Source organism: Microcoleus anatoxicus (assembly GCF_042465725.1).
In the GTDB taxonomy this organism is placed as follows: Bacteria; Cyanobacteriota; Cyanobacteriia; order Cyanobacteriales; family Microcoleaceae; genus Microcoleus; species Microcoleus anatoxicus.
In genome coordinates this window covers 6,415,359-6,431,324 of the sequence record NZ_CP120853.1, presented here as the reverse complement: position 1 = coordinate 6,431,324, position 15,966 = coordinate 6,415,359, and the positions used below count along the sequence as shown (strand labels likewise).

General features: G+C 43.1%; 7 protein-coding genes. 3 read left to right on the top strand and 4 right to left on the bottom strand.

Features of this window, described 5'->3' with window-relative positions; genetic code table 11:
* The first annotated feature begins 85 nt into the window (after window positions 1-85).
* The 3 genes from P2A85_RS28005 to P2A85_RS27995 all read left to right on the top strand — a co-directional run bounded on the left by P2A85_RS28005 (window position 86) and on the right by P2A85_RS27995 (window position 7,963).
* Entirely contained in the window at window positions 86-2,860 is a 2,775-nt protein-coding gene (locus tag P2A85_RS28005) for a filamentous hemagglutinin N-terminal domain-containing protein (RefSeq protein WP_377476735.1), read from the top strand.
* Entirely contained in the window at window positions 2,850-4,754 is a 1,905-nt protein-coding gene (locus tag P2A85_RS28000) for a ShlB/FhaC/HecB family hemolysin secretion/activation protein (RefSeq protein WP_377476734.1), read from the top strand. The genes P2A85_RS28005 and P2A85_RS28000 overlap by 11 nt, the downstream gene beginning before the upstream one ends.
* Window positions 4,755-5,008: 254 nt before the next feature.
* Window positions 5,009-7,963, top strand: a complete 2,955-nt coding sequence (locus P2A85_RS27995) for a CHAT domain-containing protein (RefSeq protein ID WP_377476733.1) — start codon at window positions 5,009-5,011, stop codon at window positions 7,961-7,963.
* Between the two features lie 676 nt (window positions 7,964-8,639).
* Here the strand turns inward: P2A85_RS27995 and P2A85_RS27990 are convergent.
* The 4 genes from P2A85_RS27990 to P2A85_RS27975 form a co-directional block, all read right to left on the bottom strand.
* Window positions 8,640-9,287 carry a DUF928 domain-containing protein gene (locus tag P2A85_RS27990; RefSeq protein WP_377476732.1) on the bottom strand — a complete coding sequence of 216 codons (648 nt, stop codon included), beginning with the start codon at window positions 9,285-9,287 and terminating at the stop codon, window positions 8,640-8,642.
* A 133-nt stretch (window positions 9,288-9,420) separates the two neighbouring features.
* Entirely contained in the window at window positions 9,421-11,805 is a 2,385-nt protein-coding gene (locus P2A85_RS27985; RefSeq protein ID WP_377476731.1) for a CHASE2 domain-containing protein, read from the bottom strand.
* 28 nt (window positions 11,806-11,833) lie between these two features.
* Window positions 11,834-13,285, bottom strand: a complete 1,452-nt coding sequence (locus tag P2A85_RS27980; RefSeq protein ID WP_377476730.1) for a DUF1822 family protein — start codon at window positions 13,283-13,285, stop codon at window positions 11,834-11,836.
* A 4-nt stretch (window positions 13,286-13,289) separates the two neighbouring features.
* On the bottom strand, window positions 13,290-14,954 hold the full coding sequence (locus P2A85_RS27975; RefSeq protein WP_377476729.1) for a sigma-70 family RNA polymerase sigma factor: 1,665 nt from the start codon (window positions 14,952-14,954) through the stop codon (window positions 13,290-13,292).
* Window positions 14,955-15,966: the final 1,012 nt, after the last annotated feature.

Genomic DNA, 15,966 nt, shown 5'->3' with positions numbered 1-15,966 from the left:
AAAAAACCCTCCCTTCGACTCCGCTCAGGGAACTATAATATCTTAATATTTTCATCGATCGCCCTTTTTTACATCGTGCATCCCCGTGAGCCATAAAACACAAGTCAAAATATTCTGTATTCTATTTTATGTGTGTGGTTTTCCAAATTTGGCGATCGCCCAAATTGCCCCTGATGTCACTCTACCCAACAACTCCACCGTCACCCGAAACGACAACAACTTCACCATTGAAGGTGGCACAGAAGCGGGGCGAAACCTATTCCACAGCTTTCGCGAATTTTCCGTCCCCACTGGCGGCACGGCATTTTTCAACAACATTGATACAATTCAAAACATCTTCACTCGCGTCACAGGCGGGTCAATTTCTAACATTGATGGCTTGATTCAAGCCAACGGTAACGCTAACCTATTTCTCCTCAACCCCAACGGGATTATTTTTGGCCCGAATGCCAGCCTGAATATCGGCGGCTCGTTTTTAGGCACTACAGCTAATAGTATTAATTTTGCTGACGGTACATCATTCAGTGCTACGAATCCCCAAACAACTCCTTTGCTAACTATTAGCATTCCCATTGGTTTGCAATTTGGTCAGAATCCCGGTCAAATTGTCGATCGATCTGTTGCGGTTTCTGCTTTTGAAGACAGTGGCGAAGGAAATCAAAACCCTGTAGGTTTAGAAGTTTTACCGGTTCAAACTTTAGCGCTAGTTGGTGGCGATATAACGTTTCCCGGTGGCATTTTGACAGCGCCGGGAGGCCGAATCGAACTTGGCAGTGTGGGTGCTAACAGTTCAGTTAGCCTGAGTTTCAATGATTCAGGCTTTGTTCTAGGATATGCAGGGGTTCAGAACTTCCAAGATATTGAATTGTCGCAGGGCGCGGCTGTAGATGCTAGCGGTGAAGGTGGTGGCACTATTCAAGTACAGGGGCGGCGGGTGGTGCTGACGGAGGACTCAGGAATTATCTCTCAGACTTTCGGCAGCCAAGACGGGGGTACGGTTTCGATTCAAGCAGCACAGTTGATTGCGGGCGGTGGCGGTTATGTAGATACGACTACCTACGGGGCTGGCAGAGGTGGCAATTTATCAGTCACAGCGACAGATTCCATAGAATTGAGTGGTACTAATGCTGACGGAAGTTTGCCCAGCGGCTTATTTGCTCAAGTTGATGTCCAAGACGAAACTACACCAACCACAGGAAATGCCGGAGATTTGACGATCGCCACTGGTCGATTAATTTTACGAGATGGGGCGCAGGTAGCCTCAAATACTTTTTCTGAGGGTTCAGGGGGAAGATTAAGTGTAACCGCTTCGGAGTCTGTAGAAGTAATTGGGCGATCGGCAGATGGTAAAAGTCCCAGTGCCTTACTAACTCAGGCTGAACCTGGTTCTTCTGGCAATTCACAAGATTTAACCATTTCAACTAGACTATTGACTCTGCGAGATGGAAGTGAAATTTCATCTACGACCATTGGCACAGGGAATGCAGGCAATATATTCATTCAAGCCGAGCAGTTGATTGTTCAAGATCGGGCAACCATTACTGCTCTAACTACCGGTAGCGGGCGCGCTGGCAATATCAGTATTGAAACAGAACGCTTAATCGCTCAAAATGGCGGTCAGGTATTAGCAACAACTCAAGGTAGCGGGCAAGCCGGCACTTTAACTGTAAATGCCAGAGAATATGTCGAACTCACTGGAACGGGTATAAATGGGTTTCCAAGTGGTTTATTCACCCAGTCCAGGTTAGAAACGGACTCTAGTGCTGGCAATGCAGATAACCTAACAGTAACAACGAGGCAGTTAACAGTTCGGGATGGAGCCGCGATATCAGCAGATACTTTTGCAGGTGGAAGGGGAGGTTCTCTCATAGTCAATGCCTCGGAGTCTGTTGAAGTGACTGGAACTTCCGCCATCGTGCCAGCAGAGGTTTCTCCCTTAGTCAGGGCGGACGGGCGCTTGTCCAGCCGTTTGACAGCAGTGACAACGGGCACCGGAGATGCAGGGAATGTAACGATTAGTACGGGAATGCTGAGGGTACGGGATGGGGGAAGTGTGGCTGTGGATGGGAGCAGGGGTACGGGTTCTGCGGGCAATCTGGAGGTAACAGCCAGCGACATCCGACTAGACAGAGGAACCATTACCGCAGAAACTAGATCCGGTGACTCCGGCAATATCAATCTTCAAGTTTCCAACTTCTTACAGATGCGTAACAACAGCAATATTACCGTCACCGCCACAGGCGATGCCAGAGGTGGCAATATCGAAATCAATACCAGAGCGTTAATTGCTGGTATCAACAGCGACATCACCGCCAATGCAGTCAACCGCGAAGCTGGCCGCGTTGAAATTACCGCCCCAGAAGGAATCTTCGGTGCCCGATCGCGCCGTGCCACAGATCCCGCATCCAACCTCACCAGCGACATCACCGCTACCTCCCTGGCAGGCCCCCAACTGGACGGCCAAGTGCTGCTCAATACGCCTGATATTGACCCAACTCAAGGCGTGGTTCAATTACCAAAAACCATTGTCAATCCCGATGCGATCGCCCAAATTTGCCCCAATCAACGACAATCAGGAACCGACAAAACCTTCACCAGAATTGGGCGCGGCTTGCCAGCAAATCCGGCGGAAACACCTAGCAATAGTTCAACCGCCGTCAGTTTAGCCGATGCTGTAGCCCCTGTAGAACAACGAACCAGGACGGCTCCACGCCAACAAGTCGGCCCCCCTAACAGACCCGTCCTATCAGCTCAAGGTTGGGCAATTAACACCAAAGGAGAAGTGATTTTTACTGCTAATCCTGCCACTGTTACCCTCCAGAGTCCAGTTCAACCTACTGGTGGTTGCTATGGTCAATAAAGGAAATCAGAAAAAGGGCGATCGCCTCCTACAAATAGCTGTGGGAGTGTTAGCAAGTAATTGGACGCTTTTGCCATTGCAAGCACAAACCGTTCCCCTATTTCCAGGAGAATTTACAGCACAAACATTGATCGAAGCTCAAACTCCTAACCTCTCAGAACCTTTAGCACCGCAAACAGTCCCTTCCGAGCCAAATATACCTCAGACTAAACCAACTCCTAGCTTACAAGAAGGGAAAACTGAACCTAATTCTGATACCAGTGAGGTTTATGAATGTCCGATCGCGCGATCGGCCGAACCGCAATCTCCCACAACTCAAACACCAGAAGATAAAAGAACCAATGAAGTAATCGAAGCAATCTCCGTTACTAATTTTCGCTTCATTGGTAATACCGTTTTCAGTCAAAAAACCCTAGAACGAGAAATTAGTAATAAACTTCTAAAATTAGATAGCAATACTAACAGAATCACATTTCCCCAATTGCAGCAACTGATTTCCGAAGTAACAAAACTCTATAACGACAAAGGATATATCAACTCCTTTGCCTACATTCCTAGCACTAGCGAAGAACCAAATCAAAGGTTACAAAACCGAGGCGCTGCTGGGGAAGTTATCATTAAAATTGTTGAAGGTGGTTTAGAATCAATTCGAGTTAGAAGAAAGACGGGAAAACAGCGACTCAATCTCAATTATGTATGCAGCCGTTTGGCTCGCGCCTCCCAACCCTTACAAGTTCCTCGCCTATTAGATGCCCTGCGATTGCTCGAACTCGATCCCTTAATTAAAAGTATTTCTGCTGAATTAATACCGGGTTCCCAGTTCCACAGAAGTGCCCTAGAAGTTAAATTCGAGGAGGAAAAAACCTTTAGTGCTGCATTGCTACTAGATAATCGACGGGCTCCCAGCATCGGCAGTTTCCGCCGCCAACTACAACTAACCGAAGCAAATTTATTAGGAAAAGGAGATGGCTTGAGTCTTGCTTACACCAATACTGACGGTAGCAATGCCTTTGACCTCAGCTATACTTTACCCTTAAATCCTCAGAATGGCACAATTAATTTATCAGCCGGTGTTACTGACAATCGCGTCATCGAAAAACCTTTTGAAAAAGTTGATATAACCGCAGCAGCACAATATTTTGACCTAACTTTGCGCCAGCCTGTCTTGAGAAATCCCAGACAAGAATTAGCCCTAGGAGTGACAGCAACTAGGCGAGAAAGTGGCACTTCCATTTTAGGGGAAGATTTTCCCCTGTCTGCGGGGGCGGATGCGAAAGGGCGCACGGGAATATCAGCAGTCAGGTTTTTTCAAGATTGGACTGTGCGGAATAATGATGAATTATTGGCTTTGCGCTCTCAATTTAGTTTGGGATTGGGAGCGTTTAATGCTACTATTAATAGCGAGGCTCCTGACAGCCGATTTTTGGCATGGCGGGGACAGGGACAGTGGATTCGCCGCTTCAGGAGAGACACTTTTTTGGTGGCAAAAACTGATATACAATTGGCGAATAGGACGCTTTTACCTCTAGAACAATTTGGGATTGGAGGTGGGAATAGTGTCAGAGGTTATCGCCAGGATATTCTGTTGGCTGATAATGGGATTTCGGCATCGGCGGAGTTGAGGTTTCCGATTGTTGGCAGGTCCGATCGAGGGTTAGGAGTTTTACAAATTGCCCCTTTTGTTGATGCTGGCACGGTTTGGAATAGTTCGGGTATAGAGAATTCTGAGCGTCAATTTTTGATGTCTGTAGGTACGGGTTTGCGGTGGGAATTGGGTGATACTATGTCGGCTAATTTTTACTGGGGTATTCCTTTAGTTGACGTGAATTCGAGGGGGACAACATGGCAAGAAAAAGGTTTACATTTTTCGGTTCTATCCAGGTTCTCTTTTTGAAGCCTGTTCTTCACAGATTTCGGGTGCATCTGTGTTTTGCAAATATATTCGTAGGGGCGAAGCATTCCGGCAGACAATTTATTAGCGATAGCCATAAATTTAGAGCCGGAATGCTTCGCCCTTACAAAATCGGGATGCTCCCCAGATTTCGCCGCAGTCTGAGGCTATTTACTATAATAGTTTTAGCTGGATTTATAGCATTTTTTACGGTCAATGTCAAAGCTCAATCTATATCGAATTTGGCAAAAAGTGGGGTGTCAAATTCTCCAGTGAGTTGGCAACAGGTGGATGATTTGGCAGTAATATCAAATCCGTTAGCATCGGAATTATTAAACTCTCTCTTCTCTTCCTTCGCGTCCTTCGCGCCTTCGCGGTTAAATCATTCCGATACAACCGGAATTGGTATAATTCCTGGCAATTTAGGGATGGGGAATGAGTCGCGATCGCCCCAAGCATGGGAAAATTTAGCTAGAACCAGTTATGCTGCTGGAGAGTTTGCAGAGGCTGCGAAGTATTGGCGGCAAGCTGTTGCGGGTTTTGAGGTGGGGGGAGATTGGTTGAATCAGGCGATCGCCCTGAGTAATCTTTCGTTAACTTATCAACAGTTGGGGGATTGGAAAGAGGCTAATAGTGCGATCGCGAAAAGTCGCAGTTTGTTACCGGAGGAGTCGAGGGTACAGTCGCCAGGGGAATTAAAGGCGATCGCCCAAATTCTCGATATTCAATCCAATGGGCAATGGGAACAAGGACAAATCAATCTTGCTTTGCAAACAGGGAAGCAAGCAACGAATATTTATGTGAAATTAAAGGATAATTTAGGGTGGAAACGTAGTCTAATTGCTCAAGTTAAAACCCTACAAGAATTAGGTTTATATCAGCAAGCTTGTCAAGCCATCATCCCAGTTGTCGAATCAAACAATCTAGAAAACTTCACCATTCCTAGTCAGGATTGTCAGCAGTTAATTACTGAAAAATTAGTAACAATCAAACGAAGTGTCAAAACGCCATCAAATCCGACTTTAAAAAATCTCCAAATTACCGGGGCGCGTCTCCTTGGCGATGTGTGGAGACAGCTTGGTTATTTGAAAGAGTCTCAACAGTTGCTGGAAGAATTAGAGCGAGTTGTGACTCAACAAGAATCTCCTCAAGAACAAGCTTTGGTGTTACTAAGTTTAGGTGATACCTATCAATCTCTGGGAAATAGAAACAAATTTTTGTCTGTATCAGAAGATAACAATTATAAAAAAGACTACGAAAATGCTATAAATTTATATAAAAAATCTATAAATGTGGCTGCGAATAATTCCTTTCTCAAAGTCCAGGCACAACTAAATTTATTAAGTCTTGTAGTTAAGCGTAAAAGTGAATTTACGGGAAATGCAAAGGAAATCCAACAATTGCGCTTAGAAATTTTATCTCAATTGAGTAAGTTGCCGCGAAGTCACAAGCTAGTTTATGCGGAAGTTAGTTTGATGAATAGTTTAGTTGACCTCAAAAAACAACTAGAAACTCCTAATAATGTTTCAAATTCGTCTAACGTAAATTCAGAAAAGATATTGAATTACTGTTTGCCAAATTCTGCAATTGTGGCTGAAAGTGTGCTGGGAAATATTGAGTTTGTGTCTTCGGGAGAAGTTGGTAGATTGGGTGCAAAGGCGATCGCATTGGCTAGGAATTTGGGCGATTTCAGGGCAACAGCCTATGCTTTGGGCAATTTGGGTACCGTGTATGAAAAAAATCAGCAGTGGCTGGAGGCTCAACAGTGTACGGAACAAGCTTTGTTGTTGTCGCAGAATGTTCAGTTAAATGCGCCGGATCTTGCCTATCAGTGGCAGTGGCAATTGGGGCGGATTCGTCGGAATGGGGAGGCGAAGGATGTTGACGGTGCGATCGGGGCTTATACTGCCGCATTTAATACGTTACAGTCGCTACGCAACGATTTGGTGCCGATTAGTCGGGATGGACAGTTCGATTTTCGCGATAAAATAGAGCCTGTTTATCGGGAATTTGTGGACTTGTTGTTGCAGGGAAATGAACCTAGTCAAGGGAATTTGAAGCAAGCTAGGAATGTGATTGAGGCGCTTCAGGTGGCTGAGTTGGATAACTTTTTTAGGGATGGTTGTGTCGTGGTGAATAAGGCAGAAGAGATTGATGCGATCGCGGATAAATACGATCCGACAGCAGCAGTTATCCATGCAATTATTTTACCAAATCGTTTGGCAATTATCTTGAAATTACCTGGGAAAAAAGACTTAGAGTATCGGGAGAGTTACCAGCAAAAGACACTCGTAAAAAATACTATCAAAAATTTACAAACCTATTTGATTCAACCAGGTAATACTCCTGAAGTCTTAGCAGAATCAAAAAAACTGTACAAATGGCTGATACAACCAATAGAATCATTGCTAGAAAGCGATCGAGATGTGAAAACATTAGTATTTATCTTAGACAGACCCTTACAGGGTATCCCAATGGGAGCTCTTTACGATGAGCGCTCAGATCAGTATCTAATGGAAAAAGATTATGCTCTTGCTCTAGTTCCCGGTTTGCAGCTTCTCGAACCTAAACCTTGGAATCAAGTAAAATCAAGCAAGTTAAAAGTGTTGCTAGGAGGTGTGGATCTACCCCAGACACTAGAAGGTCAGAATTTTGAAAAAATCCAAAAATTATTAGAAGAATTGGATGGAGTTGGAAAAAATATATCAATCAGCAAAAGATTTTTGAATGAAAACTTTACTCTAACAAACCTGCAACAAGAGTTGGCTTTGGCTAATATCCCCATTCTACATATTAAAACACATGGTCAGTTTAGCTCTGACCCAGAAAAAACTTTTCTTGTTGGTTTTGGAACCTTGTTAAAAAGTAACGATTTGGATAAATTGATTAAGAGGGGTAATAAACAGGATGTTCGAGCGATCGAGTTACTGGTACTCAGTGCTTGCAAAACAGCACAGGGGGATGATAGAGCAGTGTTAGGACTATCGGGGGTAGCTATACGGGCAGGAGCTCGCAGTACCGTTTCAAGTTTGTGGGTAGCAGAAGATGCAGTCAACACAAAAATTATAGTGAGATTTTATGAAGAGTTGCGTCAACCGGGAATGACAAGAGCAAAAGCACTTCATAATGCTCAAAAAGCGTACTTTCAAGCAAAAGAAGAACTAGAACCCCATTTTTGGGCACCTTATATTATCGTTGGTAATTGGCTGTAATCCCATAGGATTGAATCAGACAATCCAGGAGACAAAACCCTAGGAAAAAGATAACCCCCATTAATATCGTTTCCGGTTGCATCGGAATTATTAGCCGAAATTAGGACACGGTAGTACCCATAGGTGTCAACAATCGCCTAAAACCCTTGGTATCTCTCGTTCATAGCAAAGTCTAGATCCCCCTAAATCCCCCTTAAGAAGGGGGACTTTGATCAGACTCTTGTCCCCCCCTTCTTGCTCCCCTCCTCGGAGGGGCTGGGGGTGGGTTCTCTTTGCTAGGGGGGATCTGGCCTTAATCGTTAAACAACAGTCTGTGACTGGGTTTGACCTTAAGTTGACACCAATGGGTAGTACCCATTGGTGTCAACTTAAGCCTGAAAGCCCTGAGAAATCTGGTTTTTACCTGAGTCTAGATCCCCCTAAATCCCCACCCCCCCCTAGCCCCCCCAAGGGGGGAAGGGGGACTTTGATCGGACTCCTGTCCCCCCCTTCTTAAGGGGGGTTAGGGGGGATCTGGCCTTAATCGTTAAACAACAGTCTGTGACTGGGTTTGACCTTAAGTTGACACCAATGGGTAGTACCGTGTCCCTACCCAAAATAATCTTGTAGGGAAACGGCACTGCCGTGTCCTCTATATCATTCCGGTGTTACCGGAATTGATATAACCTTTATTGAGTTATTTTTCCAAGAGTTGCACATTACCAACTAAGGGTTCTTCAGCCAGCTCTTTAAATCCACCAAATTCTAATAATTTAACCCATTGAACTTTCAAAGTTTCATCTTTAGGATTTGCAAGCAAACGCTGAGCTAAACGGGCGACTGAATCATACCAAATATCAGGTGTTGCTTTATTGATTTGTTGTTCGCCTTCGGAGGTGAGTGGTACTCGTGCGACAAACCCATTCAGAGGCAGGTCAGTTGTAGAGCGCGTATAAGGTTCACAATTTAATTTGAAGTACCAACGGTAATACTCATAGAGTTCAATAGCGTATTTTGGAGATTTTGGCAGGCTAACACTAACAATTCCTGGTGTTTTTGGCAAAGAGATAGGGCTTCGATAAATTGTCTTTTTTCCATCTCTACTTACCAGGGAAAACTCGACTGAGTTTATATCTTCAGGATTGTAGGGAATATAGAACAAAAAAGTTGGATATTCAGAAGTCGTGTATACCGGATTCTTAACAGGTACAATAGCGGTAATTGGCTTGCTTGTCTTTTTGCAGTATGGATTAGTAGGATCAAGTCCGGTTCCGGGTCTTGGTTGATTATCCCGTGGTGGTGGTGGTGGCGGTGTTTGAGGAGGGCGTGAGGGGGCTTGGCTCAAAAAAATCGCACTGTAGGTTTGTACAGATATAGGAGAAATCGCGATAATCGCCAGCGCAATAACTGTCGCAAAAGCTAGTTGAAAATATAGCCTACGCATTTAGATTTAGTTGTTAGGTTTTTGTCCACGATACTTATTCCGGCTGTCGATTTTTAGATATTTTATAAATGACTAATCCACTGCCAGTCGCTACTAAAGCTAAGGCTGAGGGAACTAGGGGCATCCATCCGCCTTGGTTAAGAATGGCAAGACAAATATAATATAAGAGCAAGCTAGCAGCACAAGTGACTATTGTCAAGTACAGCCGGGGACGAATATATATCACTAGCACTCCGCCAGTAAGAGCCCATAGCCAAACAAATGCTGCATCAGCCCATTGCAGATGACCCCACTTTGGTAGATCCCATAACAAAGGTCGTTTTGGATTATCCATCACGGCGCTAAGAATTTGACTTGTCATATGGGCATGAATCCATACTGCTGGCATTTGACCATAGGGAGTATCAAAATCATCTCTAGCTACTCCCGCAGTATAGCCGACGATGACCACTCGACCTTTGATGGCACTTTCGCCGACTTTTCCCTCTACAATATCTGTCAACGAAACTATTTTTGCCGGCCGACGATTGGCGCGGTAGTTGAGGAGAATTTGGCTACTATTGCCATCGAGGCTTTGATAACCTCCTGTGTGTGAGGCTAAGCGATTAAAAATTACTCCGCCCAATTCCCAATTTTTTGTAGTTTGATTAACTTGTAATGGTTCAATTTTCTGGGATGATAAGAATGAAAATGCTAATAAAAAACTGAAGCTGTAAGGTGTGCTACATTTAGAAGATTTAGGTAAATAATTGGGATCGTAGGATAATAGTTGGCGACGTACTGTCTGATATTTATTGTCTTGAATATTATTATCAAAAAAATCGACAAATCCTACTTGTTCGGTTAATTGTTTCGGAGAAAATTCAGGAGGTGGAGCATAATCTCCGGCTGACGATTGGTAGGAACAGACAGTATAAAAATTTTGATTTTCTTGAAAAGTTTTTATCCAATCTTTACGGGCTGTGATATCCCGATTATCCTTGATTCTAGGTTGATTACGAGATATATTGAGACCCAAGGCTGCTGGTTTATATTTTTCTACTTTATTGACGATTTCTGCTAAAGCAGATTCTTTGATCGGATAGCCACCATACTTATCAACTTCTTCTTGACTGATTTCAACTACTGTGATGCGGGAATCTATGGGCTCTGATTGGCGTTGCCACATTAAATAATCGTAAGCAGGTAATTCTAAAGATTCTAACAATCCCATCCACCGCACTCCCATCACAGCACCCGTGACTAACACACTAGCCACCAACACACTGCGAAGATTGCCCCAAATCGAAACACGTTGCCGCTCTTCCTCATTCCCCCTCAGCAACTCATCCCAAGTGGGAGACTCCACAGCCGGATGCTCATAAATCATCGGTAGCCAACTAGCACAGGGATATTCAATATCCATCACGTGCAGCTTTTTCCGCGCCTGCATAACAGAGTCGCGCAAAGATTTCTTTTCTCTAGCAAATGAGTTTAGAAAATGCTCCAAAAATTTCTGAGCAACTTCATCCGGCACTCGCTCTCGCATGGCAATTATCGCAGGAATTTCCAGGGAAGCTAGTTCCTTGACTAATCCCATGCCATCACAAGAATTGAAAATTGCTAATTTTAAACCGTGCTTAATCGCATTTTCTAAACCATACTTTAAATCTTTAATCGCTATACTTTCAGTTTCACTCAGAGCCAGCTTACCTTGACTGTAATCATTTTCACTATAACTATGACCTGCAAAAAATAAAATATCCCAATTCTGCTTCCATAACTCGTCATCAAGCTTGCTACTATTAGTAGCTGTTAAAGTTTTAATCTCTGCATTATTATGGTCAATAGATTCTTCTAATAGTTGTAAATCTACAGCGATATTTATATCTGAATTCTCTCCTAATATAACTAAAATTCTAATTTTGTCTTTATAATTTATTTGACCCAAATCAGAATTAATATTAGTAGTTAAAAGACAAAAACTAGGTTCGACTTCAAACTCTTGAAACTTATTCCATAAATGCCAAGGGAAACTCCATAAACTAATATTGTCTGTTTCGATAATGACCCTGACATCATTTTTATGAGCACTCAATACTTTTAAAAGTAAATCTCTGACATCCTGAAAATCAGAATCTGGAAAATTTAGCCAATTATTTACACTTATTTCTACCGCATCTGCTAATTCTTTCACTGAAACATTGGTAACTTGCGCTTTCTTGAGCTTTTCTAATTTGCGATAAGAACCAAAACCGCGATCCATGCGATTTCGCTTCAAATTATCATAGCTTTCTATCAAATCTTTAGCTGGTGGAAATTTACCGCTAACTGTACTTTGAAAATTCTGATAATTAATGCTATCGCAAATTCTGAGGGTGACAGGATAGCGTTGCTCATTGTCAGCATCGCGTATTTCCAAAATTACAAGCTTGCTCATCGCTTTTGACCTCCCGATCCTAATTTAGTTAAATGGTAAAATCTTCTGTGATGCTAACTTCGCCACAAGCGAGTTTTACCTGGAAATTATCGCCGATCGCACCTCTGAATTCATACATTAGCCTATTGGTAAAATGGTGTGCTTTTTCTTCCCAGAAAACTTCGCCATCTTCATCTAGGATAATTAGTTCCAGATTGGGTGGTAGAGTTTTTGCTCGCACTGGTAATACGCGCAAGAAAATATTGGTTTTATCACTTCCTTCAGGTAACAGAGTGATTTCTAGCACCACGCGATCGCTATCGAGCTCCATTTTTAATTCAATCATCTTACCAATTCTCACCCCCGCAGCGGCATTTTTGGGGTCAAGTTTTCCCAAACTGACTGCTGCTTGGCGCTTCAAGGCATCATTTTCGGTAGTTTCCCGCAAGTGTGTCAGTGCGGAAATTGCCTCCTGATTTCCAGGCTCAACGCAACCTAATAATTCCGCAGCCCGCAATTGATTGCTTTTATGGCGGCGATCGCGCAATAAATCAAGCAATGTCGGAATTCCCTTCTGGCTGCTAGAATCACCATAGCGATAACCTTCACCTTCCATCGCATACATTAAGCCAGAATCTAACAGTCCCAACCTCTCAATTATGTCATCAATCGTCTCCCAGCCAGCTTGAATATAAGTCTTGGCCCACTCAACTAAACGTGATTGACTTTCAACCACCACTGGTTCCTGAATAATTCCTAAACGCAGATTATATAGTTGTTGTCTGCATTCATCATTAGCCAAGAAAGATGCCCATTCCCCAAATGGAACTAGCAGCCGGGGAGAATACACCGCTGAATTACCCAAAGTATGTAATAATTGAGTCGATTCCACCTCGGATAAAATTGGCAAAGGTGGGACTTCTTGTTGCAAATTCAAGCCTAGAGTTATGTCCATGACAAGGAGAGATTTGGTTAATTTCTGTGTTGACCAAGCATAAGTGCGATCTGTCGCATTATACCTACCTTCATGCTTAAGTTGGCGGTGCGTCGCAAAACCCAAAACTTCCATCCAGCACTCCCCATCATCCCCATCCAAATTCATCTGCACCGCCAGGTAATAATCAGCAGTCCAATTAGGCATATCAACCCATTCCTGCGGCACAAATAATTCCTCCAAATCTCCCTCATCACTGGGGATTAAAACTAATCTAGTATCACCAATTTCAATTGCGGTGCCATTGACAAATTCCCAAATACTAGCAAGATCCTGACGTTTCCAGACTGAAGGTTGAGGCAATCCTTCTTCTGCCAGCAACTCTGTAATCCACTGCATAAACGGCTTTAAACAAACGCCATTGAGATACGCATTGTAACGAGCAATTGGATTAGAATGCTCTTGAGCTTGATACCAAGCAGTGTCTTGGTCTGCTTGGTCAATTGTCAACCGGACGAGGCAAGAATCACTAGAATCAATTGGTTGTAATTTGGTTAAATCAAACATTGGTTTATTCCCCTTTTTTATAAGCGATTAAAATTTTCAAGGATTCTGCTACAATTTTATCAATTGTTTCGCCGTCATAGGCAATCTCTAAAGATAGATTTAGATGCTCATGAGCTAGGCAAATTTTAGAGTAATAAAAACTCTTGAGCCACTCTTCGACATACTCTTTTTCCCAAAGAGGTAGTTCCTTGATTAAATAGGCTTGTAACTTGTGCTGAGATTCAGAAATTATGGTCTTCACATCTAATAAACTCAGACCAAATTGACTGGCAATTTGCTGTTCATTGAGCTGTTGACCGTAGCGCAGAAACAAAATATGCTGAGCTTCCACTGTCAGTTTTTTTGTGGCTTGAACTAAGGCTGCTTCAATTAAATCTGAGTGCCGGGGGGCGCGGAAATCTTTATGTAACCATTCAACTACATAATTTGTCACCCATGCCTGGGGTTGTGATTGTTGAATCAAGGTTCTTAAGAGTTGCTTCTTAATAGTATTGAGACGACGAGAAATAGCGGACTGGCTCGTTCCTAATTGAGTTTCCAGTTGCTTTTGCTTCAAGCCTAAACCGTAATAAAGCAGGAGAATTTTGTGTTGATCCGGTTTTAGGCGATCGAGTTCTTTATGGAAATCCAGTTTAGTTTGATTCAATAGAGGATTTTCTTCTGAATCAGATTCTTCAGCTTCCAGACTAATTATTTCTAGCTCTGAGGCATCCCATAATTGGTCACTGTCTTGTGGCTGAGTTATTGCGGATACATTCTGAATATTTTCAGAGCTAGAAATAATAACTTGATCGTATTTTTTTAAGACCTCAATGGAGGTTTTCATCCAAGCTTGCATTTGCTCTATGCTAATACTTGAGCCTGCGGAAACTTCATGGGGAGCACAAGAGAGAGACTTTTCTGCATTATAACATTCTGTGGCAGCTTGAAAGTCTTCCATGTCAGGCTCCAGCCATTTATCTCCCGATCTTCTCATGGCGGGATTCTGAACTTTGTTAAAGCGATAAACTTGTTGAAAGTATTTGCGTGCAAAGATACATTGAGAAATGTAAGGTTCTTGATATCCGGCTCTTTGCAGTGCTTCCCGAAGCTCTTTATCACTTTTTTTAACTACCAGTCGCCACTGGGAAAATTTACATATCTGGTGGTAATTTTTAATCTCCTTAATCAAGGTTTGTTGAATGTATGTATCTAGAGTAGCCTGAGCTTCGTCATAAGACTTTAACACTTTGACGAGATGATCGGAACTATAAACAAAAATGCGAGCCGAAGATAGATATTCGTCCCAAGAGCGGTCTTGTGAATTTAACCATACTTTTTTGCTGGCATAATAGCAGTTTTTTTCAAATAAACTAGCTAAATGCTGTAAGGCTAATTTTCTGCTGTTTTTGGGTTCCCATTCTTGAAAAGTAGGCGCAGAGTTAATTATTATATTCCGCCAAAACATTGATATATTTTGGATGATATTTGGCTGAAATAACAACTGTCTAAATGTCTGGTTGTGTTTTTGGTATAACTCAAAATTGCGTTTGAGAGCCGGAATATTCTGCCACTTAATCAGTGGGGGACAGTTTTGGTTATCGAGCATGAGATAGGTACAAAAAACCTCGGTATTATTTCGACGCTCTGGTAATATGGGAATGGTTTCTCGATGAGAGTAAGTGGTCATTTTTGTCGATTCTCCAATCACAATAAAGAAAGATTTTAAGTCTGACGCAGGGGAGGGAATTTTTGCCGGTTTGAGTCTTTCTCCAGTTTAGTTTAAGCGACTTAAAGATTTATCGTAGTGTTTTTTCTCTGACTGATTGGATGAGTCCTAGGATTGATGTACTTGTTTTCTGTTGAAAGGTCGATCGCCTGTACCAGGGCCCAGATGCTTGTGAGCGATCGACTTTGGGAGTAGCTTGAGCATAGTGGTTGGGAGAGCGTGCTGTGTGTCTTACTAATTTATTGGGATCGTCCCTCGAAATTTATGAGGGTTGTTCTCAGTTTTTTCCCTAGCACTTTCTCTGAGGCAGCAGTATTGAGTGCATCACTCGGTGGCTCTCAGGAGCTGAAACTCTCTGAGGATATGACTTTCAAGATATAAATGATTTAATTATATTCTCAATAATTGTGCATTATTGAAAATAAATAATATTTTTTAAATTTCAAAACAGGTCAAATCCTATCCCATTATCCGCCTATCCCCCAGGGCTGTTTCATCCTCAGTAGGGGCGGTGTCAAGAGTGCCCGCCCCTGGGAGCATCCCGATTTTGCATAGGCGAAGCACCTGACGGCAGACAATTTATTAGTGATAAGTAAGTCCACCTAATTAAATGCAAGATCCAAATCGCTCGAAAGCTTATACCAATTTTTTATGAGGCTGCTCCCGAATCTGATCCCCCCTAACCCCCCTGGTGGGAGGGGGGGACAAGATTCTTCTCTTTCGTCCCCCTTCCCCCATCCCCCCCCAAGGGGGGCTGGGGGGGTGGGGGGGCTAGGGCGTGTTTTCAAACTACTCCTTAAGATTTAGATCCCCCTCGCATCCCCCTTAAAAAGGGGGACTTAAAGACTCTTTCCCCCCCCTTTTTAAGGGGGGCTGGGGGGGATCTTTGGGGAGAGAAAACACGCCCTAGGGGGGTGGGGATGCGAGGGGGATCGAAATATATGCAACTTCACATTAAATTGGTATTACTAGC